The organism is Cohaesibacter haloalkalitolerans, from assembly GCF_003574655.1.
GTDB lineage: Bacteria > Pseudomonadota > Alphaproteobacteria > Rhizobiales > Cohaesibacteraceae > Cohaesibacter > Cohaesibacter haloalkalitolerans.
In genome coordinates, this window is record NZ_QNUM01000001.1 from 274,637 (window position 1) to 294,963 (window position 20,327).

Annotated in this window: 19 protein-coding genes; 12 read left to right on the forward strand and 7 right to left on the reverse strand. The window is 57.5% G+C overall.

From position 1 onward, the window contains the following. Positions 1-7: 7 nt before the first annotated feature. From DSL70_RS01220 to DSL70_RS01230, 3 genes are all read right to left on the reverse strand, one after another. Positions 8-1,234: a glycosyltransferase family protein gene (locus tag DSL70_RS01220; RefSeq protein WP_119306065.1), complete on the reverse strand. Its 1,227-nt coding sequence runs from the start codon at positions 1,232-1,234 to the stop codon at positions 8-10. Between the two features lie 29 nt (positions 1,235-1,263). Next, a complete protein-coding gene (locus DSL70_RS01225; RefSeq protein ID WP_119306066.1) occupies positions 1,264-2,067 on the reverse strand; it encodes an HAD-IIB family hydrolase in 804 nt (267 codons plus the stop codon). Positions 2,068-2,255: 188 nt separating this feature from the next. Further along, on the reverse strand, positions 2,256-2,849 hold the full coding sequence (locus DSL70_RS01230; protein ID WP_245418056.1) for an alpha-ketoglutarate-dependent dioxygenase AlkB family protein: 594 nt from the start codon (positions 2,847-2,849) through the stop codon (positions 2,256-2,258). Positions 2,850-3,212: 363 nt separating this feature from the next. Between DSL70_RS01230 and dnaK the strand changes: the two genes are divergently transcribed. The 6 genes from dnaK (at position 3,213) to pyrF (ending at position 9,743) form a co-directional block, all read left to right on the forward strand. After that, positions 3,213-5,180, forward strand: a complete 1,968-nt coding sequence (gene dnaK / locus DSL70_RS01240) for a molecular chaperone DnaK (protein ID WP_280955330.1) — start codon at positions 3,213-3,215, stop codon at positions 5,178-5,180. A 109-nt stretch (positions 5,181-5,289) separates the two neighbouring features. Then, positions 5,290-6,192: an FkbM family methyltransferase gene (locus tag DSL70_RS01245; protein ID WP_119306070.1), complete on the forward strand. Its 903-nt coding sequence runs from the start codon at positions 5,290-5,292 to the stop codon at positions 6,190-6,192. Positions 6,193-6,196: 4 nt separating this feature from the next. Next, a complete protein-coding gene (gene dnaJ / locus DSL70_RS01250) occupies positions 6,197-7,321 on the forward strand; it encodes a molecular chaperone DnaJ (protein WP_119306071.1) in 1,125 nt (374 codons plus the stop codon). Positions 7,322-7,586: 265 nt separating this feature from the next. After that, the gene (locus DSL70_RS01255; RefSeq protein ID WP_119306072.1) at positions 7,587-8,189 is read left to right on the forward strand and encodes a class I SAM-dependent methyltransferase; all 603 of its coding nucleotides are present in this window, start codon (positions 7,587-7,589) and stop codon (positions 8,187-8,189) included. A gap of 170 nt (positions 8,190-8,359) precedes the next feature. After that, a complete protein-coding gene (locus tag DSL70_RS01260) occupies positions 8,360-8,944 on the forward strand; it encodes an NADPH-dependent FMN reductase (protein WP_119306073.1) in 585 nt (194 codons plus the stop codon). Positions 8,945-9,032: 88 nt separating this feature from the next. Beyond that, entirely contained in the window at positions 9,033-9,743 is a 711-nt protein-coding gene (pyrF, locus tag DSL70_RS01265; RefSeq protein WP_119306566.1) for an orotidine-5'-phosphate decarboxylase, read from the forward strand. A 112-nt stretch (positions 9,744-9,855) separates the two neighbouring features. Here pyrF and DSL70_RS01270 read toward each other — a convergent pair whose 3' ends face one another. Beyond that, a complete protein-coding gene (locus tag DSL70_RS01270; protein ID WP_119306074.1) occupies positions 9,856-10,488 on the reverse strand; it encodes a DUF3592 domain-containing protein in 633 nt (210 codons plus the stop codon). A gap of 565 nt (positions 10,489-11,053) precedes the next feature. Here DSL70_RS01270 and DSL70_RS01275 point away from each other — a divergent pair. From DSL70_RS01275 to DSL70_RS01290, 4 genes are all read left to right on the forward strand, one after another. Continuing rightward, complete coding sequence (locus DSL70_RS01275) at positions 11,054-12,142, forward strand: polysaccharide pyruvyl transferase family protein (RefSeq protein ID WP_162916271.1); 1,089 nt, start codon at positions 11,054-11,056, stop codon at positions 12,140-12,142. 74 nt (positions 12,143-12,216) lie between these two features. Next, positions 12,217-13,221, forward strand: a complete 1,005-nt coding sequence (locus DSL70_RS01280) for an ELM1/GtrOC1 family putative glycosyltransferase (protein WP_119306076.1) — start codon at positions 12,217-12,219, stop codon at positions 13,219-13,221. Positions 13,222-13,347: 126 nt separating this feature from the next. Continuing rightward, the gene (gene dapB / locus DSL70_RS01285) at positions 13,348-14,160 is read left to right on the forward strand and encodes a 4-hydroxy-tetrahydrodipicolinate reductase (protein WP_205563125.1); all 813 of its coding nucleotides are present in this window, start codon (positions 13,348-13,350) and stop codon (positions 14,158-14,160) included. Between the two features lie 166 nt (positions 14,161-14,326). Continuing rightward, complete coding sequence (locus DSL70_RS01290) at positions 14,327-14,944, forward strand: 2,3-bisphosphoglycerate-dependent phosphoglycerate mutase (protein ID WP_119306077.1); 618 nt, start codon at positions 14,327-14,329, stop codon at positions 14,942-14,944. A 69-nt stretch (positions 14,945-15,013) separates the two neighbouring features. On the opposite strand, the gene DSL70_RS01295 is transcribed toward DSL70_RS01290, so the two are convergent. Beyond that, positions 15,014-15,955 carry a methylated-DNA--[protein]-cysteine S-methyltransferase gene (locus tag DSL70_RS01295; RefSeq protein ID WP_245418057.1) on the reverse strand — a complete coding sequence of 314 codons (942 nt, stop codon included), beginning with the start codon at positions 15,953-15,955 and terminating at the stop codon, positions 15,014-15,016. A 213-nt stretch (positions 15,956-16,168) separates the two neighbouring features. On the opposite strand from DSL70_RS01295, the gene nth reads away from it, so the two are divergent. After that, positions 16,169-16,984: an endonuclease III gene (gene nth, locus DSL70_RS01300; RefSeq protein WP_425359326.1), complete on the forward strand. Its 816-nt coding sequence runs from the start codon at positions 16,169-16,171 to the stop codon at positions 16,982-16,984. A 92-nt stretch (positions 16,985-17,076) separates the two neighbouring features. On the opposite strand, the gene DSL70_RS01305 is transcribed toward nth, so the two are convergent. Next, on the reverse strand, positions 17,077-17,775 hold the full coding sequence (locus DSL70_RS01305; RefSeq protein WP_119306078.1) for a sulfate transporter family protein: 699 nt from the start codon (positions 17,773-17,775) through the stop codon (positions 17,077-17,079). 206 nt (positions 17,776-17,981) lie between these two features. Here DSL70_RS01305 and DSL70_RS01310 point away from each other — a divergent pair, with 206 nt between their 5' ends. Continuing rightward, entirely contained in the window at positions 17,982-18,980 is a 999-nt protein-coding gene (locus DSL70_RS01310) for an adenosine kinase (RefSeq protein WP_119306079.1), read from the forward strand. Between the two features lie 87 nt (positions 18,981-19,067). On the opposite strand, the gene coaA is transcribed toward DSL70_RS01310, so the two are convergent. After that, positions 19,068-20,021 (reverse strand): type I pantothenate kinase, encoded by a 954-nt coding sequence (gene coaA, locus DSL70_RS01315; protein ID WP_119306080.1) that lies wholly within the window; start codon positions 20,019-20,021, stop codon positions 19,068-19,070. Positions 20,022-20,327: the final 306 nt, after the last annotated feature.

A 20,327-nucleotide genomic window follows, 5' to 3' on the forward strand; every position in this document is an offset into this window, starting at 1 on the left:
TGATGGATCAAACGGCGCCATAGTCTTCGTTGTCCTGCTTCACCGCATTGAAGAAATCGAGCAGCAGATCGTAATCGGCGGCGCTGACACGGCTCCAGTTGGGAATGAAGGGCACTTCCATCGGATTGTCCATATAGGCGGCACCGGCTTCGACGATGTTGGCGGCAAACAGCTCGCAGCTGCGCTCCTCTACGTGGCGATCGGTGTGCAGGCCGTTCATCATGGCGTCATTGTAATAGGTCTCGACCATGTCCAGCGACAGGCGCAGATAGGTTGCCTTGAGCGTGCGGAAGAACTCGCCCGAGAAGATCACGCCATCAATCGCCAGCTTGCGATAGAGCGCCTTGGCGATGTCGGTGGACATGCGCGACAGGCCCGCCGAGGCGTCTTCCTCGGACAGGGGCTGGTGCTTGTGATCATAGATATCGGCGATTTCCACCTGACAGACCGCCTTGGAGGAGAAATTGCGATGCACCTCGGACAGGACACCGATTTCCAGCCCCCAGTCGGACGGAATGCGCATATCCGGCAGCATGTAGGTGCGCATGGCAAATTCACCGGCCAGCGGATAGCGGAAGGCCTGCAGATATTCCAGATATTCGTTGTTGCCGATCAGCTTGCGCAGCGCCAGCAGCAGCGGCGTGATGAACAGCCGGGTCACGCGACCATTGAGCTTGCCGTCGGCGATGCGAGGGTAAAAGCCCTTGCAGAACTGGTAGGAGAAGTTGGGATTGGCCACCGGATAGACCAGCCGGGCCAGCATTTCCTTGTTGTAGGTGATGATGTCGCAATCATGCAGCGCCACCACGTCGCTGTTCTTGGCCGACAGGACGTAGCCCATGCAATACCAGACATTGCGCCCCTTGCCGGGTTCGGTCGGCGCAAGGCCCAATGCCTTCAGCCGGGCGTCGACAGCCTTCAGGCGCGGGCCGTCATTCCACAGCACCACATGGTCCTGCGGCAGGCGGGCGAAATACTGCTTGGCATAGCGATACTGCGCTTCATCAGCACGATCCAGCCCGATCACGATCTGGTTGATGAATTTGGCCTTGGCCAGCTCATCAAGGATATTGGCAAGGGCAGGCTGTTCGAGCTCGGAGAACAGGGAAGGCAGAATCAGCGTGATTTTCCTGTTCTGGGCGTATTGTTCCAGAATGCGTTCCATATTCTCCGCCGATGCGGTCGGAAAATGATGCAGGGTCGCAACCTTGCCATTCTGATGAAAATCTCCCATGAGAGGCTCCCTTCCTTGAAAATGATCGATTAAGCCAGCGATTGCAGATCGCTCGGGCCAATAAATTTCAGTATCGCTTCATTCCAGCCAACGGGGCCAGCGGCTTTGGTGCGGATGATGCGGCCGTCATCCTCACCCGACAGATGGGGCAGGGGGCAGCCCTCAGGGTTGTCGATAATGACCCCGATATCCGCAGCTTCCAGCATTTCAATGTCATTGGCCGCATCGCCAAGCGCAATGGTCGTCACCGCACCCGGTTCCTCGGAAAGGTCCGCCATCAGCCGGGTCATCTGGTCGGCCTTGGTAGCCCCGAAAGACAGCGTGTAGTAGCGACCACCCTGTCGCGCCTTCAGGCCCCTGGTTTCAAGATAGGTCTCGAAACGCCGCTTCTCATCGATGGTGCCGGAAAAAACACCCGGTTCGGAGAAAAGACGTCGACCAGCCAGTGCGGCCTTGTCCATAGACAGGCCGGTGCGGGCTGAAATCTCTTCGATGCTCCAGTCGCCAAAACCGGCAAAGAGGCGGCGCAATTCGGCAGGCATCCCTTGCAGGATCGCCCGAAGGCGCTGGTAATCGCTGTCGGCGCTCACAAGGCTTTCCGGGTCGGCCCCGGCAGGCAACAGCCCGGCTCCGTTCTCGACGATCGCCGGGCAATGGGCAAAGCCCAGTTCGGTGCGCAAGGGGGCAATTTCGAAGGCGGTCTTGCTGGAGGCCAGAATGAGCGGAATGGCCCGTTTGTGCAGCAGCGCCAGCGCCGGTCTGGCCGGGGCGTAGGAGTAGCTGGCGTGATCCAGCAAGGTTCCATCGAGATCGGTAAAAATGACGAAGGACATATCCTGCCTGACGGTTGGCCTGTTACGGCGCGCAAAAACATTAGTAAGTAGATAGCACTAATTCTGAATCGACACCAGACAGGCCAAAACCCAGACAGGCCAAAACCATGAACGGAAGGCGCTCCTGCGCAATCTGCAACCGCCCTGTCACCATGCCCCTGTTGTCTTGCAGCCATGGTACGGTCTGATCATTGCGTGCGCGTGACCCGTCTCATGGTCAGGTTGATCCGCCCGGGTTCCTTCAGCAACAGCGAGGTTCCCGGATAGATCCTGTCGATGCCGTGGTAGGCCAGCCGGTCCTCGCCATCGAGAATGAAGAGATCGCCTGACCTGAGGGTATAACTCCTGGTGGGGTCCTTTCGTTCCCTGCCACCGAGACGAAAGCGGGCATCGTCACCCAGCGAGACCGAGAGGATCGGCGCGTCGAAATCCTCCTCATCATTGTCCACATGCAATCCCATTCTGGCGTCCGGGCTGTAATGGTTGATGAGGCAGGCTTCAGGGGAAAGGGCATAGCCGGTCGTCTGATCCCACAGATCCAGAAGGCTTTGCGGTATCGGCGGCCATGGCTCGCCGGTGACCGGATGGGTCGGCTGGTAGCGGTAGCCGGACTTGTCCGAGACCCAGCCAAGCGGGCCGCAATTGCTCATGCGGACAGAGAAGGGCCGCCCCCAGCGCGGCATGGTTGGCGTGAAGAGGGGCGCCCTTGCGACAAGTGCGCGAATCTCGCCGACAAGGTCCTTCTGGGCCGCGTCATCCAGATAGGCTGGCAAATACTGCATATCCCCTTGCTCCCCTTTGATTTTCATCATTACGACCCGACCGGACGCATGCGACTCATCATGGCGTGATTCGTTCCCCGGCAGAATCACCTGATTCGCGCAGCCTTTGCCGCAAGGAATGTCAGAGATGTGGGGAATTTTTGCCTTTAACCTGACCTTAACTTGCCTGACCCTCTTTATTTTCGCGCATCACTCTTATAAGAGAGGTGCCAATTTTCAAAAAACGTCGCAAATGCATTCAAAGATGCTGGATTTGCGCCTTGCAGTCCGCCTAGACGGCTCCTATATGTGCCTTGAATGTAAATCCCAACCCGCGCAACACTTGCGCATCTTCATGGGGGCTGGGCCGATATATCGGCGCTTATAACCGCTTTTGAAGGGTTTGACCGGCCTGCCGAAAGGAGAAAGAGAATGAGCAAAGTCATTGGTATTGACTTGGGTACCACCAACTCGTGCGTATCCATCATGGATGGCAAAGAACCAAAAGTCATCGAAAACGCGGAAGGTGCACGTACAACTCCTTCCATGATCGCCTTCACGGATGATGGCGAGCGTCTGGCAGGCCAGCCGGCAAAACGTCAGGCTGTGACCAACCCGATGAACACACTGTTCGCAGTGAAGCGCCTCATCGGCCGCCGTTACGATGATCCGGCCGTAACAAAAGACAAGGATCTGGTCCCGTTCAAGATCGTCAAGGGCGACAACGGCGACGCATGGGTCGAAGTAGAGGGTACCAAATACTCTCCTTCCCAGGTATCTGCCATGATCCTGCAGAAGATGAAGGAAACCGCAGAGGACTACCTCGGCGAGCCTGTTACCCAGGCTGTCATCACGGTTCCGGCATACTTCAACGACGCCCAGCGTCAGGCAACCAAGGACGCAGGCAAGATCGCCGGCATGGAAGTGCTGCGTATCATCAACGAGCCAACCGCAGCAGCTCTGGCCTATGGCCTCGACAAGAACGACGGCAAGACCATCGCGGTTTATGACCTTGGTGGTGGTACCTTCGACGTGTCCGTTCTGGAAATCGGCGATGGCGTGTTCGAAGTGAAGTCCACCAACGGTGATACCTTCCTTGGTGGTGAAGACTTCGACATGCGTCTGGTCGACTATCTGGCAGAAGAGTTCAAGAAAGAGAACGGCATTGACCTCAAGAAGGACAATCTGGCTCTGCAGCGCCTGAAGGAAGCTTCCGAAAAGGCCAAGATCGAGCTCAGCTCTGCGACCCAGACCGAGATCAACCTGCCATATATCACCGCTGATGCGTCTGGTCCGAAACACCTGACCCTGAAGCTGACCCGCGCCAAATTCGAAGCGCTGGTGGATGATCTGATCAAACGCACCATCAAACCGTGCGAAGCTGCGCTGAAAGACGCCGGCCTTTCCGCTTCCGAAATCGACGAAGTGGTTCTGGTTGGTGGCATGACCCGTATGCCAAAGGTTCAGGCTGCGGTGAAACAGTTCTTCGGCAAGGAACCGCACAAGGGTGTGAACCCGGACGAAGTGGTTGCCATGGGTGCTGCCATTCAGGCAGGCGTGCTGCAGGGCGACGTCAAGGACGTTCTGCTGCTCGACGTGACCCCGTTGTCTCTGGGTATCGAAACCCTGGGCGGTGTGTTCACCCGCCTCATCGACCGCAACACCACGATCCCGACCAAGAAGAGCCAGGTCTTCTCCACGGCTGATGACAATCAGAATGCCGTGACGATCCGCGTCTTCCAGGGCGAGCGTGAAATGGCCGCCGACAACAAGATGCTTGGCCAGTTCGATCTGGTTGGTATCCCGCCGGCACCACGTGGCGTTCCGCAGATCGAAGTGACCTTCGACATCGACGCCAACGGCATCGTCAACGTGTCCGCTCTCGACAAGGGCACCGGCAAGGAGCAGAAGATCTCGATCCGTGCTTCTGGTGGTCTGTCCGACGCCGACATCGAAAAGATGGTCAAGGACGCTGAAGCCAACGCTGAAGCCGACAAGAAACGTCGTGAGCTCGTTGAAGCCAAGAACCAGGGTGAAGCTCTGGTCCATTCGGCCGAGAAATCTGTTGCTGAATATGGCGACAAGGTCTCCAGCGCTGACAAGTCTGCCATCGAGTCTGCCATCGCCGACCTGAAGGCTGCGCTTGAAGGTGACGATCTGGAAGACATCAAGGCCAAGACCGATGCCATGACGCAGGCTTCCATGAAGCTGGGTGAAGCCATGTATGCTGCCCAGCAGTCTGATGAAGAAGCCCGCGCTGCGGCTGACGCTGCTGCCGACGCGGCCAAAGATGAAGACATCGTCGACGCGGACTTCGAAGAAGTTCATGACGACGATGCGAAAAAATCCTAATCTGGGTTGAAAAGAACAGCACAGCTCGCCAAGGGCTGTGCTGTTCCCTTTTTGTCAAAAGCTGAAATCCGTTTTCTGTTTTGACCAAAGACTCGGAGAGGGCAGCATCATGAGCGAACGGGAACAGCTGGAACCGGCATTTGGTACCTACACCTTGCCACGGCCCCTTGCGGCCTTGCGCAACTTTGCCAATGATCGGGGCGCGTCCTATTACGACAAGCGGATTGCATCGCTTATTCGCAGATTGCTCTATTCCATCAGCAAGGCACCGTATGACGTTACGGTCTTCCGGAACCAGCGCGTCAGGCTTTTCCCCAAAAGCAATCGCTGCGAGAAGAGGGCCTTTGTCGGTCTGTCTTCCTGGGACGATCAGGAACGGGCAGCCATTGCCGCGGATATCGCACGGCATGACGACCACACACCGTTCGTCTTTCTTGATTGTGGCGCCAACGTCGGCCTTTACAGCCTGTTTGCGCGCGACGAGACCCTTGCCAGAGGCAAGATTTTTCGGGGCATGGCGATAGAGCCGGACCCGATCAACCAGAAGAGACTGGCCTTCAATCTGGCCGCATCTGGTGCCCGAGAGATCATTCTGGCCCCTGTTGCGGTTGGTCGGGAGAATTCAACGGTGCAGTTTGTCAGCGCTGTCAGCAATCGCGGCGAGGCGCATGTACTTACCGGCAAGGAATCCCTGCCGGAAGGTGCTGTCGTCAGCGTGCCGATGCGTCCGCTTCTCGATCTGCTTGGCGAGCATGGCTTCGATCATATCGATGTCATGAAAATCGACGTTGAGGGCCACGAGATTCATGCTCTTGAGCCTTTCTTCAAGACGGCGCCGAGAGACCTGTGGCCGCGCAAAATTCTCATCGAGGTCGGGCGCAGTCAGGTCAGCGAAGCCCTCAAGATGTGCCTGTCGATCGGCTACAAGGTCGAAAAGGCCATTAACATAAACGCATATTTGAGCCTGGAAGCGCCTGAAACGCGGCTTGCTTCCAGCCAGCCAGGAAACTAGACGCATGTCCAAAGCCGATTATTACGAAACGCTAGGGGTGTCCCGTGGGGCTGACGACAAGGAATTGAAGAGCGCCTTCCGCAAGAAGGCCATGCAGTTTCACCCCGATCGCAATCCGGACAACCCGGATGCGGAAGCGCGTTTCAAGGAAGTCAACGAGGCCTATGAGGTCCTGAAGGATCGCGAGAAGCGCGCAGCCTATGATCGCTATGGCCATGCGGCCTTTGAACAGGGCGGCATGGGCCAGGGCTTTGGCAATGACTTCGGCTCCTCCATGTCCGATATCTTCGAGGATATCTTCGGCGACATGATGGGTGGAGGCAGACGGTCGCGTGGGCGCGAGCGTGGGGCCGACTTGCGCTACAACATGGAGATCACCCTTGAAGAGGCCTTTCACGGCAAGACTGCCGAGATCGAAGTGCCGACATCGGTGACCTGCAAATCCTGCTCCGGCAACGGCGCCAAACCCGGCACCTCTCCCAAACCATGCCCGACCTGTGGCGGGATGGGCAAGGTCCGTGCGACGCAGGGCTTTTTCACCGTGGAACGCACCTGCCCGAACTGTCATGGCCGTGGGGAAATCATCGATGATCCGTGCGACAGCTGTGGCGGCGTCGGCCGGACCACGGAAAACCGTACGCTTTCGGTCAACATTCCGGCCGGGATCGAAGACGGCACCCGCATTCGTCTGTCCGGCGAAGGCGAAGCCGGTGTCAGGGGAGGGCCTCCGGGCGACCTCTATATCTTCCTGACGCAGAAGCCGCATGATCTGTTCCAGCGGGACGGCGCCGACATCTTCTGCCGCGTGCCGATTTCCATTACCACCGCCATTCTGGGCGGCCAGTTCGAGGTTCCGACCGTTGATGGCGGCAAGACCCGTGTGCGCGTGCCGGAAGGCACCCAGAGCGGCAAACAGTTCCGTCTGCGCGGCAAGGGCATGCCGGTGCTGCGCAGCCAGCAGTATGGTGACATGTATATTCAGGTGGAAGTCGAGACGCCGCGCAAGCTGACCAAGCGCCAGCGCGAGCTGATACAGGAATTCGATTCGCTGACTAGCGCAGACAATCATCCCGACAGCACAGGCTTCTTTGCCAAGGTGAAGGATTTCATCGAGCGCATCAGTGAATAGCCGCCATGGCAGTCCAGTCGTTTGAAAAGGAGATATCCAGCGGATATCTCCTTTTTTATTGGACATGTCTTTGCAGCCGTTCGCTGCGGGGTCAATTCGTCAAAATTTCAATGTCTCTTGCGCAGCCGGTCTTTTCTCTGACATAGTTAGACCTTACATGTTTATTGGCAGTTTATTTTGTCTGGTGCGAAGATGTTTCATGCACCAATTGGCCTTCCGGTCAGGTGTGCTCCCACCCCCGGAGTGATGTGATTTTGAGGATCCAATGCTCAAACAATTGCGAAATCATCCTTTAAAAGACCATATTCCGGACGAAATCCGCTTTTTGCGCCAGTGGTTTGACAATCCGATCAAGACCGGTGCGGTTGCTCCTTCGAGCCCGGCGCTGGCCCGCAAGATGGCCTCCTACATTCCCGACGACCTGCAAGGTCCGGTGTTGGAACTCGGCCCGGGAACCGGCGTGGTCACCCATGCTGTCCTGCAGCGCGGTGTCGATCCGTCGCGGGTACTGGCCGTCGAATATTCCAGCGACTTCGTCGCGATGCTGCGCGATCGCTTCGCCGGGGTATCGGTGATCGAGGGAGACGCCTATGATTTCGAGACGATACGGCAGAATCACATCCGCGAACCGCTGACAGCCGTCGTGTCCAGCCTGCCGCTTTTCACCAAACCCAAGCCAATGCGCAAGCGGCTCATTTCGCTCTGCCTTGATGCTCTGGCACCCGGTGCACCATTCATCCAGTTTTCCTACGCCCTCGTGCCGCCAGTGCCCGAGAAGGAAGGCAATTTCACGATCGAAACAAGCAACTGGATACTGGGGAACCTGCCACCCGCCAGAGTCTGGGTCTATCGACGCCCGGTGAATTGAGAATCCGGCCAAAAGTCAGGCTCGCCTTGCCCTTATCCTGGCAGACGCTTGCGCAACAGGTCGCAGCCTTGTTGTCACAAATCTCAAAAGAGGGATTGCACAAGACACCCGTGCAATCCTACTAATGCCTTTAGCACAACACAGCATTCCTCTTGCAAAGGCATATCATCATGCAGCAAATCCGCCTTCTCTGTTTTGCCGGCTCCATCCGATCCGGCAGTCTCAACCAGCGTCTTGCCGGTGCCATGGCCAAAGAACTGAGCCTTCTGGAGATGGATGTCACTTTTCTGTCCCTGACAGACTATCCCCTGCCGCTATTCAATGCCGATGACGAGAAGGATAAGGGCCTGCCCGAGAATGCCGTCAAGCTGGCCAGAATGATCGCGGCACATGATGGCATCTTTATCGCCAGCCCGGAACACAACGGCTCCGTCACACCCTTGCTGAAAAACACGCTGGACTGGATATCCCGTGTCCCGGTGCAAGCGCGGGGGCCATTTTCCGGCCCTGTCTATGCAATCGGGGCTGCGTCACCGGGCAAACTGGGCGGCATGCGCTCGCTGGCTCATTTGCGCGATATCCTGACCGCTCTGGGCGCCCTGACCATTCCCGAGCAGATCAGCGTCAGCGCCGCTCATGAGGCCTTTGATGCCAAAGGCAGCCTGAAAGATGATCGGGATGCCGCCTTTCTGAGCGCCTGCGCGCGCAACCTCGTTCATCTGGGGCAGAGGAAAAAGCCGCTGGAATGGACCTGACCAAGAAAGCACGCGCCAGATCTGGACCTTGGTCGAGTGAAGTGATAAGGCTTTGCAAATTTTTTCCGACCCCAGAGGAGTGCTGCAGATGTCCCTTTCCCCTCGTGACCGCCTGATCGTTCCGCTCGATGTTCCAAGTGTCGATGATGCCCGCGCCATCATCGCAGATCTCGGAGAGACCGTTTCCTTCTACAAGATCGGATATCAGCTTGGCTATGCCGGCGGATTTGACCTTGCCCGGGAACTGATTGCCGAGGGCAAGGATGTCTTCATGGACCTGAAGCTGCTGGACATTGACAACACCATCGAAAAGGGCGTTGCCTCGATCTCGGCAATGGGTGCCAAATTCCTGACCATCCATGCCTATCCCAAGGCGATGCGGTCGGCGGTGGCTGGCAAGGGGAACAGCCGCCTCAATCTGCTGGGTGTCACGGTTCTGACCTCCATGGATGATGCCGACCTTGTGGATGCGGGCTATCGCTTTACCGCCACCGAACTGGTGGCCAAGCGCGCTGCCGATGCCCGAGCAGCTGGCATGGACGGGATTGTCTGTTCGGCACAGGAAGCCGAAGCCATGCGCTCCATCGTCGGACCGGACATGGCCATCGTCACGCCAGGCATCCGCCCGGACGGTAGCGATGTCGGAGACCAGAAGCGCGTCATGACCCCTAAGCGGGCAATTGCCGCCGGTGCCGACTATCTGGTGGTCGGGCGTCCGATCCTGGCCGCCCATGACCGCAAGGCCATGGCAGCCGAGATTATCGACGACATCAGCGCCGCCCTCGCCGAACGAGCCTGAGGCCAACAGATCAGTGCTGCAACTCTCTTTGCAGCACTGATTGAAAGGTGCACATCGACAATCGCCAGCATTCTTGCCAAGCGGTTTCAGGCACAAAGCGGCACGCCAAATGTCAGGCTGGCTGTGGCACGAGCCCATTGAACTCGCCGAATCGCCAATTCCGGCGCTGTGTCTTCATCGTGCGCCAATACTGGATTTGCGCCATCATCAGGCTGATGAACATCAACACCAGGCCGGGTGCTATCAATGCATAGACATAGGTCAGCGGATTGGTCTTGAGAAATGATTCCGTCCGATCCTGCGGGTTGACATGGGCGAGCACCGTCCGGCCGATAGAATAGGCGGCGATTTGCCGTTTGACCTGACCGGGCGACTTTGAGCGGATCTGCATGAGGGACAATTGATGCCCCGTCATCAGCTTCCCATTATCGACAAACTGATACTCGATTTTTGCCGTAAAGACAGGAGCCCTATCCTTGTAAGGCATCCGAACGACGTCTGCGCGGGTGATGGTCACCTCACGCTGATCCCACCCCTTGATCGTATGAGCCGAGGAAAAATGGGCAAGACCGACAATGAACAGCATGAGGCCGATCATGATCAGGGAAAATCTGATGATGTCGAAGGACTCGATGCGCCCGGCGCTCCGTTGCCGTGAGTTGACGGCATGGGCCTTGCGATCCCTCGGGGTGGCGTGATGAATACCCTTTGAACCGGGATAGTGGTATGCGGACTGATAACGCATGGCATTACTCTCGGCTTTAAAGAAATGATGAATTTATGAAATTATTAATTTTCCATTAAAATATTTATATCACAGCAATGAATGGAAAGGCGATTCCCCAATTGGAGTCTATCAGTATTTTTTATTAGGCTGATATGACATGGCCATGAAGCCGCCAGTCTATCTATATTTTGGCCAGTGATTGGCAGAGTCTTCCGCTGACAACTCTACTTAACCTGATGAACCACAGAGTCATCATCTCGCAGGAATGATCATTACTTTCGGAGTGCAGAGTCTTGCTGACAGAAAAGTCTTTCAGATCCAGAGAAGAACTTTCCATCCCAAGACCTGAGAGTCGGAAAGGCGCCAGAATGCCGGGCTTTGCCACTCCTTTTCTGAACTCGAGACCCATCAATTCCTTGCAAACCTGGCCGATATTGCCTTGGCGACCATGCGTCGATGCAATTGTCAATTGACCGCTGATCCACTATCATCCGCTTCAAGTCCGGCGCAGGCCCGGTCCGGTTTGAAACCGCCACCTTCGGTCGTCGGAACGCACTCCCTCTTCAAGCAGCAAGGGTTTCCCATGAAGATTCTGAGAGCTGTCCTCTTCAACGACACATCGGCTCTGGGGCACCACGGCTGCCGTCTGGTTTGCGAGCAGATCGGCTATTTCTGCCATCGTTACGGCATCGAGATCGTCGCCCGCTACACCAGCGACATGACCATTGCCATCGACGCTGACAGGATCGATCTCGTCATCATCAATGGCGAGGGCAGCCTGCATGACGACAGCCCGTCGTCCTTTGCCATCGCCCGTGCCAGCCGCTGGGGCGCCGACCACAATGTTCCGGTTTTTCTCATCAACTCGCTGTTTCAAAATCTGGGTGAGACGATCCGTTCCGATCTGGCTTCAGCGACGGCCATTTTCGTGCGCGATCAACAGAGCCTCAAGGAGGCGGAAAAGGCCGGACTTGCCGCACGCCATGTGCCTGATCTGACCCTTTCCTTTGATCCCTCAGAGGTCGGCAGCAACGGCAAGCCAGGCAATGGCGGCGCTGTGACCTTCACCGACAGCACGCTCAAGGCCATCAGCCGCCGTCTGCGCAATCGAGCAGCGCGGCTCAAGAGTAGTCGTTTCCTGTCTCTTGCCGCGATCCCCGAGACTTTGGGGAAAGGCCCGTTTGGCAATTTCAAGCGCACCAGCCTGTTCTGGATCAAGCATCTCGTCGGCAAGGGCTCTTCGGGTGCGATCGGCAATCCCAAATATGCCTACTGCATTCCCCGCGCTGCCGATTTTCGGGCCCTTTTCCAATCCGGCATATCGCTGCTGGTGGCTGGGCGGTTTCATGCAGTCTGTTACGCCCTGCTGTATGATGTTCCCTTCTGCGCCCTCAAGTCCAATAGTTGGAAGACTGAGGCATTGCTTGAGGAAGCCGGGCTCAGACATCGCCTGATCGACATCGACAGTCTGGAAGCAATGGACCTCGCTGCGCTCGAAACGGCTTTCGGGGCTTTTTCAGAGGAAGAACTGGCCAGCATCCAGGCATTTCGACAGTCCTGTCGCAAGAAGGCTGACGCGATGTTCGGAGAGATCAGACGGATGTGCGACGAACAGGCCGCCGAAAGAAGGGCCCTTGACGGGGCTCCCATTTTGGTCAATCCATCCCTGTAACGAAGCGATGCAGGCGCTTACGGCTCAAGACACCCGGTTTTGGGCACCCGTCCAGCTGGTTTTAAGGAAGTTTCATGCGAATTCTTGTGTTGAGGGATGACAAGCCCGGTCACTATCACCAGAGCGAGGCCGTCGCAATGGCGCTCGGGAGATTGGGCCCGGTGGACGTGGAATGGCTGACCGTCCCCCAGCGTGGCCTGCTGCCACAGCAAACCGTGCGTGTCCTGTGCGCCAAGTCGGTACTGCCCCTGTCTTTCCTCGAATTCATTTCGCTATCGAACCGATTAAGGCCCCAACAGAAGCCAGACCTTGTCGTCTCGGCGGGCGGCCGGACACTGCCCTATCTGCTGCTGCTGGCCCGTCGCTATGGTTGCCAGAGCCTGTTTTCCGGCAGCATCCGCAACATTCCGGCTGATCGCTTTACTGCGATCCTGCATATTTCCAAGTCCTATCTGCGCTATCCCAATGCCATCGTCACGCTGAAGCCAAGTCCGGTGGGCCGTGACACCAGCAAGGATCTCTCGCTGGGCCCAGATTTTTCAGGCTCCTATCGGGCGCTGATGGTCGGGGCGCCAACCCGGTCGCATCCGCTATCCGATGGGGACTGGACGGCGCTGCTGTCCTTCCTTGAGACCAACCTTGCCAGCCGCAACTGGGTGATTTCCAGCTCCCGCCGCACACCAGCCAGTTGGCAGAAGGATCTTGCCGACCTTGCCGCGCGTCATCCGGAACGGCTCGTTTTCCGTGACTATGCCAAAACAGGGCCGGGCGAAGCGATTTCCGTCATGCTGGACGCAGATGAGATTTTTGTCACCTCCGATTCCATCTCCATGGTCACCGAGGCCGTCGCCTGTCGCAAGCCCGTGGCCGCCCTTGTTCCTGCCGCTTCGATCCAATCGGCAGACGAGAAGGACTATTATGAGATGCTGGTTGAAAAGGGGTGGCTGACGCTCATTGACTGCTCTCGGCTTTCGCCTCCAATGGCAGCCGATGCGATCAGCTGCTTGACCCCGATGCAGGAAGACTATCTTCTGGGGCTCGGCCGCCTGCTGGCTGACAAGCTTTCCCTGTTGCCATAAAATTCATGCATTCTTCGGAATAGGACCGGCAAATGAATGCATTGGACTTGCACTAAGGTCACATACCGCATAGAAGAAAGCCTGAATATTTTGCCTCCTTCTCGAAACCAAAGGTGGGATTCCGTCATGACCGACATACGGCTTGTTGTTGTAGGTGCTCAGGGGCGCATGGGTCGTGCACTCATCACCGCGATTTCCGAACAACAGGGTCTGTGCGTTGCCGGTGCCGTGGAACGGGAGGGATCCGACTGTCTGGGCATGGATGCCGGTACGCTGGCCGGTCTGCCGCCGCTTGGCGTGGCTGTCACCAGTGATCTCGGCAAGGCACTTGATACTGCCGATGGCGTGATCGATTTCACGGCTCCGAAGGCCTCGCTTGCCTTTGCCCGTATCACGGCAGCCAAAAACAAGATCCACATTGTTGGCACCACCGGCTTCACACCGGAAGAGGAAGCCGAGCTGAAAGGCATTGCCGAAGGCGGCGCCACCATGGTGCGCTCGGGCAACATGAGCCTTGGGGTCAACCTGCTCTCGAAACTGATCGAGCAGGCAGCCAAGGCGCTCGACGCCGACTTCGATCTCGAAATTCTTGAAATGCATCACAAGCACAAGGTGGACGCACCGTCCGGTACGGCCCTGTTGCTTGGCGAAGCGGCTGCGCGTGGGCGCGGCATCGATTTGCACGCCAATGCCGTCATGTCCCGCGAAGGCATGACCGGAGCCCGGGAACGGGGAAGCATCGGATTTGCCACCTTGCGTGGCGGATCGGTCATTGGCGAGCATAGTGTGATCCTGGCAGGGGAAGGCGAGCGCATCGAGCTCACGCATAAGGCCCAGGATCGCTCCATTTTTGCCCGTGGTGCCGTGAAGGCTGCACTGTGGGCAAAAGACAAACCCGTTGGCTTTTACTCCATGATGGATGTTCTGGGACTGAATTGAACAGAGCCGCCGCATGGCTGGAGTTTGTTACCGCAATAAGGGCAATTCTCGCGAAATCCAGTTCGCGGGAAGTGCTGCAAACCGAATTAACACAGCGCTTTCCTGTCCGTTCTGCGGCTCAGACCAACAGTGAAGCGTTTCAATTTGCAGTGAAGGAGTGGATCCGATGGAACGGACACTAGTGCTGGCACGTCATGGCCAGAGCGAATGGAACCTGAAAAACCTTTTCACCGGCTGGAAAGACCCCGACCTTACCGAGCAGGGCACGGCTGAAGCTATTGCCGCTGGCAAGAAGCTCAACGACATGAGCATGAAATTCGACGTCGCCTTTACGTCTGACCTGCAGCGCGCCCAGAAGACCTGCCAGCATATCCTCGATGGCGTTGGTCAGTCCGACCTGACGACCTACCGCGATCTGGCCCTCAACGAACGCGACTATGGCGATCTGTCTGGCCTCAACAAGGACGACGCTCGCAAGAAATGGGGCGAAGAACAGGTTCACATCTGGCGCCGGTCCTACGACGTACCTCCTCCGGGCGGCGAAAGCCTGAAGGACACCGCAGCCCGCACGCTGCCTTACTTCATCACCGACATCCTGCCACAGGTCATGGCTGGCAAGTCTGTGCTCTGCGCTGCACACGGCAACTCCCTGCGCTCCATCGTGATGGTTCTGGACCGTCTGACCAAGGAAGAAATCCTTGAAGTCAACCTGGGCACCGGTGTTCCGATCGTCTACAAATTCAATGCAGACACCACCATCGCTTCCAAGGAAATCCTTGGCTAATCGACGCGGCGTTATTGCTGATGATTGAAAGGGTGGCTTCGGCCACCCTTTTTTGGGCCATTCGCATTGTCAGGCCCCACCGCTGACCTGCCCCTGTTCCCAGCCAAGAATTGCCCGTTTGCGCGTCAGGCCCCAGTGGTAGCCACAGATGGAGCCGCCCTTGCCCAACACGCGATGGCAGGGCACGACGAAGGAAATCGGGTTCTTGCCCACCGCCGTTCCGACGGCGCGGGCTGCCGTGGGCTTGCCCAGCCCTTCGGCAATATCCGAATAGGTGGTCAGGTTGCCCAGCGGGATCTTCAAGAGCATCTCCCAGACACGAATCTCGAAGTCGGTGCCGATCAGGGTGATCCGCAAGGGCTGCTCTTCCTGCCAGGCGGAAGGATTGAAGATACGACGCGCATAGGGGCCTGTCGCCTGCTGGTCCTGTCGATAGTGCGCCCTTGGCCAGCGGGTACACATGTCGGCAAGGGCCGCCTGTTCCTCGCCGGGATCGGCAAAGGCCAAACCGGCAAGGCCGTGCTCGGTCACCATCACCAGAGCCTGACCGAAGGGGCTGGGGTGGAAGCCATAATCAATGGTCAACCCGGCGCCTTTGGCCTTGTAGGCCCCCGGTGTGATGGCTTCATGAGTGACAAACAGATCATGCAGGCGGGAAGAACCGGACAGGCCCACTTCAAAGGCTGTTTCCATTACGGATGCGGATTGATCGAGCATCTTCTTGGCATTGTCTAGAGTGACGGCCTGAATGAAGCCCTTCGGAGACAGGCCGCCGGTCCAGCGGGTGAACAGTCGCTGGAGATGGTGGGGCGACAGGCCGATGTGATCGGAAAGCGCCTCAAGGCTCGGCTGATCGCGCCAGTGGTCCGTCAGATATTCAATGGATCGGCGGATGGTGTCATAGTCCCTCAGCGCTTCCTGCTTTTCTTCCGTGCCGGTCAGGGCATCGGGCAGGATGGGGCAGTCGCCATCAAGCGGCAGGCTGGCTGGCAGCATCTTCTCGTGTGTCATGGTTCACCCCTCTGTTCGGCCTATCCACTGGTCTGCGCTCGCTCCACATCACTGCCCCTGATGCTACAGCGTCGGCGTTGCTTCAACCACCCGAAACTTGCTTTCGCGCCTGTCATTCTTCGCAAGTTGGGCCTTGTCTCAGCCCCGGAAGAATCGGATAAAGGAACCGGGCAGGGGACCAACCGCCAGCCGAATAGCATCAAGGGGGCCATTGTGAAGGACAGCGAAGCAGCCAGCGCCAAGGGCAAGACAAAGAAGGCCAGCAAGGCAGCACCAGCGGGCAAGAAGCCCGTGCGCCGCCGCAAGTGGAGCAAGATGTCCAGGGAAGACATCGAAGAACTGTTTGCGCGCTTTTCCCGGCAACGCCCCAATCCGCGCGGCGAGCTCGACTATACCAGCGCCTACACCCTGCTGGTGGCTGTTGTCCTGTCGGCACAGGCCACAGACGTCGGCGTCAACAAGGCAACCGGTCCGCTGTTTGCCGTGGCTGACACCCCCGAAAAGATGGTGGCGCTGGGGCAAGAGGTGGTCGAGACCTATATCAAGACCATCGGGCTTTATCGCAACAAGGCCAAGAATGTCATCCTGCTTAGCCAAAAGCTGATTGATGAATTCGGCGGTGTGGTTCCCGATAATCGCGAGGCGCTGGTGAGCCTGCCCGGCGTTGGGCGCAAAACCGCCAATGTGGTGCTCAATATCTTCTTTGGCCAGCCGACGATTGCCGTCGACACCCATATCTTTCGGCTTGCCAACCGGCTGGAACTTGCTCCGGGCAAGACCGTCGAGGACGTGGAACTGGCGCTGGAACATGTCATCCCCGCGCCCTACGTCCGCCATTCCCACCATTGGCTGATCCTGCACGGTCGCTATGTCTGCAAGGCGCGCAAGCCCGACTGCCACAAATGCATCGTCGCCGACCTCTGCCGCTTCAAGGATAAAACCTATTCCGTGGCGGCGCCGATTGTCGAGCTGGATCCATATGAAAACAAGCAGAGCACACCGGACCAGACCGGCGAATTCGGGAGTTAAAGACAAGAAAAGCCGCCTCTCGATGCCGGAATGGCATAAAGGGCGGCTTGTTTTCGTTCGGTTTTCAGGTCTTTCCCGGATCTGTGCCGGGCTTATGCGGCCTGTGCTTCAAGGCGTGAGGGTTGCGAGCCCGTCACCCGCTTGTGGACATGCACCATATAGGCGGTGGCGAAAAGCGGTGTCAGCAGGTTGAGGAACGGAATGGCCACAAACAGCGCGATGATCAGACCGGACAGGAAGATCTTGGCCCCATGCCGGGCGCGCAGCTCCTTGATGTCCTGACGGGACCTGAAGCGAAAGGCAGCCTGTTCGAAATATTCCCGCCCCAGCAGATAGCCGTTGGCAACAAAGAACAGCGGCACACCAAGACCCAGAAAGGGGATCAGGATCAGCACCAGCAGGTTGACCCCGATCACCACGCCCAGAAAGCGCATCGTCTGAACGATTGCTTCCATCATCGGCATGTCGCGCCCCTTGGGCTCGTTGGGGTAGTAGGTGCTCTCAACGATATGGCTGACCTCGTCAAGAAACAAGCTGGCAACCACAGCCGAAACCGGGACGATCAGGAATCCAAGCCCGAAAAACAGACCGAGACCGGCCAGAATGCCTGCCATCGTTTCGGCCCAGCCGGGCAGGAAGGATTCCTGACTCAGCAGATATTCCAGCCCGGACTGCATTCCGATCCCGACCAGTAACAAGAGCAGCAGAGTGATGCCCAGCATCTTCCAGAGGACGGAGCGGAACGGTTTGGTGAAAAGCTGGTTGAGCGCCAGAAGGGCCGGAGACAACATGATCGGAATTCTCTTTGCACTGTTAACGGGGTGTCCCGTCTCACATAGGCGGGCATAAGCACATGTGCAAGAGGAATTGAGCGGATTTGCCGGTTGCCATGCCTTGTCGTCTCCCTATACTGCCTGCGACTTCTGGCAAACAAGATACGCCGGGGTTCCTTCGGTCCATCCCTTCGCCGAAGGAGCGTTTGCGGCGGGAGAAGAGAATGACTGCACCACGTTTTGATGTTCTGGGAATTGGCAACGCCATCGTCGATGTGCTTGCACGGGTTGAAGATGACTTCCTTGTAGCCGAAGGTCTGCACAAGGGGTCGATGAATCTGATCGACACCGAGCGCGCCGAATATCTCTATGCCAAAATGGGCCCGGGCATCGAATCCTCCGGTGGCAGCGCTGGCAACACCATTTTCGGCTTGGCCAGTCTTGGCGGCAAGGCCGCCTATTTCGGCAAGGTTGCCAATGACCAGCTTGGCGAGATCTTCGCCCATGACATGCGTTCGCTTGGTGCCCATTTCGACATCAAGCCGCTGGTCGGCGGCGATCCGACCGCCCGCTGCATGGTGCTGATCTCGCCCGACGGCGAGCGCACCATGAACACCTATCTGGGTGCCTGCAGCGAACTGACCGAACTGGACATCGACGAAACAGTGGTCACAGATTCCGGCATTCTCTACATGGAAGGCTATTTGTGGGACAAGGAAAACGCCAAGAATGCCTTCCGCAAGGCAGCAAAGGTGGCCCATGCCGCCGGGCGCAAGGTTTCCATCACGCTGTCGGACAGTTTCTGCGTCGACCGGTTCCGGGATGAATTCCTCGAACTGATCCAGACAAAGCAGGTTGATATCGTGTTTGCCAATGAGTCCGAAGCCAAGGCGTTGTACCAGACGTCTGACCGGGCAACCGCGCTCAATGCCCTGAGGCAGGATACAGCCCTGTCTGCGGTGACCCTTGGCAAGGAAGGCTCCGTAGCCATTGCCGGCAACCAGACCCATCACGTTCCGGCCTGCTCCATCCGCGAGCTGGTTGACACGACGGGCGCTGGTGACCTCTATGCTTCCGGCTTCCTCTATGGCCTGTCACAAGACATGAGCCTTGAAAAATGCACCATGCTCGGCAATTTCTGTGCTGCTGAGGTCATCCAGCATGTGGGGCCTCGGCCTGAGCATGACCTACGGCACGCAGCAGATCAGGCTCGCCTGCTCTAGTGCGGCGAGCCGAGAACCATCAAGACATGAAAAAAGGCGGTCCCTATGGCCGCCTTTTGTTTTGCATCCGGTCTGAGCCTTGCAGCGTCATAGTTTGCGCAACATCACCGTGGTGATGGCATGGCCATCTTCCTTGCGCAGAACCAGATCGGCGCGCGGCCGGGTGGGGAAAATATTCTCCCTGAGGTTGACCAGGTTGATGGAGGTCCAGAGATCATTGGCAATCTGCAGGGCTTCCTTTTCCTCAATCAGGGAATAGCGGTGGAAATAGGAGCCGGGATCGCGGAAGGCGGTTTCGCGCAGGCGCGAGAAACGCTCCAGATACCACTGGTGCAGCATGTCCTCATCGGCATCGATATAGACCGAGAAATCGAAGAAGTCGGACACGAACGGAATGTCCTTGGCGTCCGTCGGCAGAATGCTCGTCTGCAACACATTGAGGCCTTCGAGGATCAGGATATCGGGCTGATCAACGATCTGGGCTTCGGTTGACATCACATCATAGTAGAAGTGGGAGTAGACCGGGGCGCGGACATTGCGCTTGCCCGCCTTGATGTTGGTCAGAAACTCGATCAGTGCAGTGCGGTCATAGCTCTCTGGAAAGCCCTTGCGGCGCATCAGGCCTTCGGCTTCCAGCACGGCGTTGGGCAGAAGAAAACCGTCCGTGGTGACCAGATCCACCTTGGGGCTGGCAGGCCAGCGGCTCAACAGGGTCTGCAACAGGCGCGCCGTGGTCGACTTGCCGACAGAAACAGAACCGGCAATGCCGATGATGAACGGGGTCTTCGGCTCACTGGTGCCCAGAAAATGCTGGGTGGCGTTGTTGAGACCCTTGGCGAATTCGACATAATAGCTGAGCAGTCTGGACAGCGGCAGATAGATCTCTTCCACCTCATCAAGAGAAATCGGATCGTTGAGACTCTTGATTTTCTGCAGATCGGGCGCTGTCAGCGTGAGGGGTGTATCGGCTCGCAGAGTCGCCCATTCGTCGCTGGTAAAGACCCGGTAGGGGGACAGTTGGCGGTTTACCGTTTGCTTCATCACATATCCTCGGAGCCTATTTGATCGACTGTCCGCCGATTTCCCGTTTCGCGCTCCTTCAACCCGCTTGGTCCTGAACTGATCCGACCCTGGCTCTTGCGCCAAACCATTGACCATGTCGGGCGCGCGCACCCTAGCGATTGAAGACTTCAAAGGGGTTGATCAAGCTCAATATCTACAGGCTTTTGCACCTGCTAACGCGAATACGCTAGCCATTCCACTAGACTTTAGAGCATTTTCGCCGAAAGTCGGGCTCGTGACGGCGCCATCTGCCAAGTCTCCCAGCCCGAAAGACGGAGCCGGAGC

Coding starts and splice junctions, on each gene's coding strand:
- DSL70_RS01220 (WP_119306065.1), bottom strand. CDS start 1,234: ATGGGAGATTTTCATCAGAATGGCAAGGTTGCGACCCTGCATCATTTT.
- DSL70_RS01225 (WP_119306066.1), bottom strand. CDS start 2,067: ATGTCCTTCGTCATTTTTACCGATCTCGATGGAACCTTGCTGGATCAC.
- DSL70_RS01230 (WP_245418056.1), bottom strand. CDS start 2,849: ATGCAGTATTTGCCAGCCTATCTGGATGACGCGGCCCAGAAGGACCTT.
- DSL70_RS01245 (WP_119306070.1), top strand. CDS start 5,290: ATGAGCGAACGGGAACAGCTGGAACCGGCATTTGGTACCTACACCTTG.
- dnaJ (WP_119306071.1), top strand. CDS start 6,197: ATGTCCAAAGCCGATTATTACGAAACGCTAGGGGTGTCCCGTGGGGCT.
- DSL70_RS01255 (WP_119306072.1), top strand. CDS start 7,587: ATGCTCAAACAATTGCGAAATCATCCTTTAAAAGACCATATTCCGGAC.
- DSL70_RS01260 (WP_119306073.1), top strand. CDS start 8,360: ATGCAGCAAATCCGCCTTCTCTGTTTTGCCGGCTCCATCCGATCCGGC.
- pyrF (WP_119306566.1), top strand. CDS start 9,033: ATGTCCCTTTCCCCTCGTGACCGCCTGATCGTTCCGCTCGATGTTCCA.
- DSL70_RS01270 (WP_119306074.1), bottom strand. CDS start 10,488: ATGCGTTATCAGTCCGCATACCACTATCCCGGTTCAAAGGGTATTCAT.
- DSL70_RS01275 (WP_162916271.1), top strand. CDS start 11,054: ATGAAGATTCTGAGAGCTGTCCTCTTCAACGACACATCGGCTCTGGGG.
- DSL70_RS01280 (WP_119306076.1), top strand. CDS start 12,217: ATGCGAATTCTTGTGTTGAGGGATGACAAGCCCGGTCACTATCACCAG.
- dapB (WP_205563125.1), top strand. CDS start 13,348: ATGACCGACATACGGCTTGTTGTTGTAGGTGCTCAGGGGCGCATGGGT.
- DSL70_RS01290 (WP_119306077.1), top strand. CDS start 14,327: ATGGAACGGACACTAGTGCTGGCACGTCATGGCCAGAGCGAATGGAAC.
- DSL70_RS01295 (WP_245418057.1), bottom strand. CDS start 15,955: ATGACACACGAGAAGATGCTGCCAGCCAGCCTGCCGCTTGATGGCGAC.
- DSL70_RS01305 (WP_119306078.1), bottom strand. CDS start 17,775: ATGTTGTCTCCGGCCCTTCTGGCGCTCAACCAGCTTTTCACCAAACCG.
- DSL70_RS01310 (WP_119306079.1), top strand. CDS start 17,982: ATGACTGCACCACGTTTTGATGTTCTGGGAATTGGCAACGCCATCGTC.
- coaA (WP_119306080.1), bottom strand. CDS start 20,021: ATGAAGCAAACGGTAAACCGCCAACTGTCCCCCTACCGGGTCTTTACC.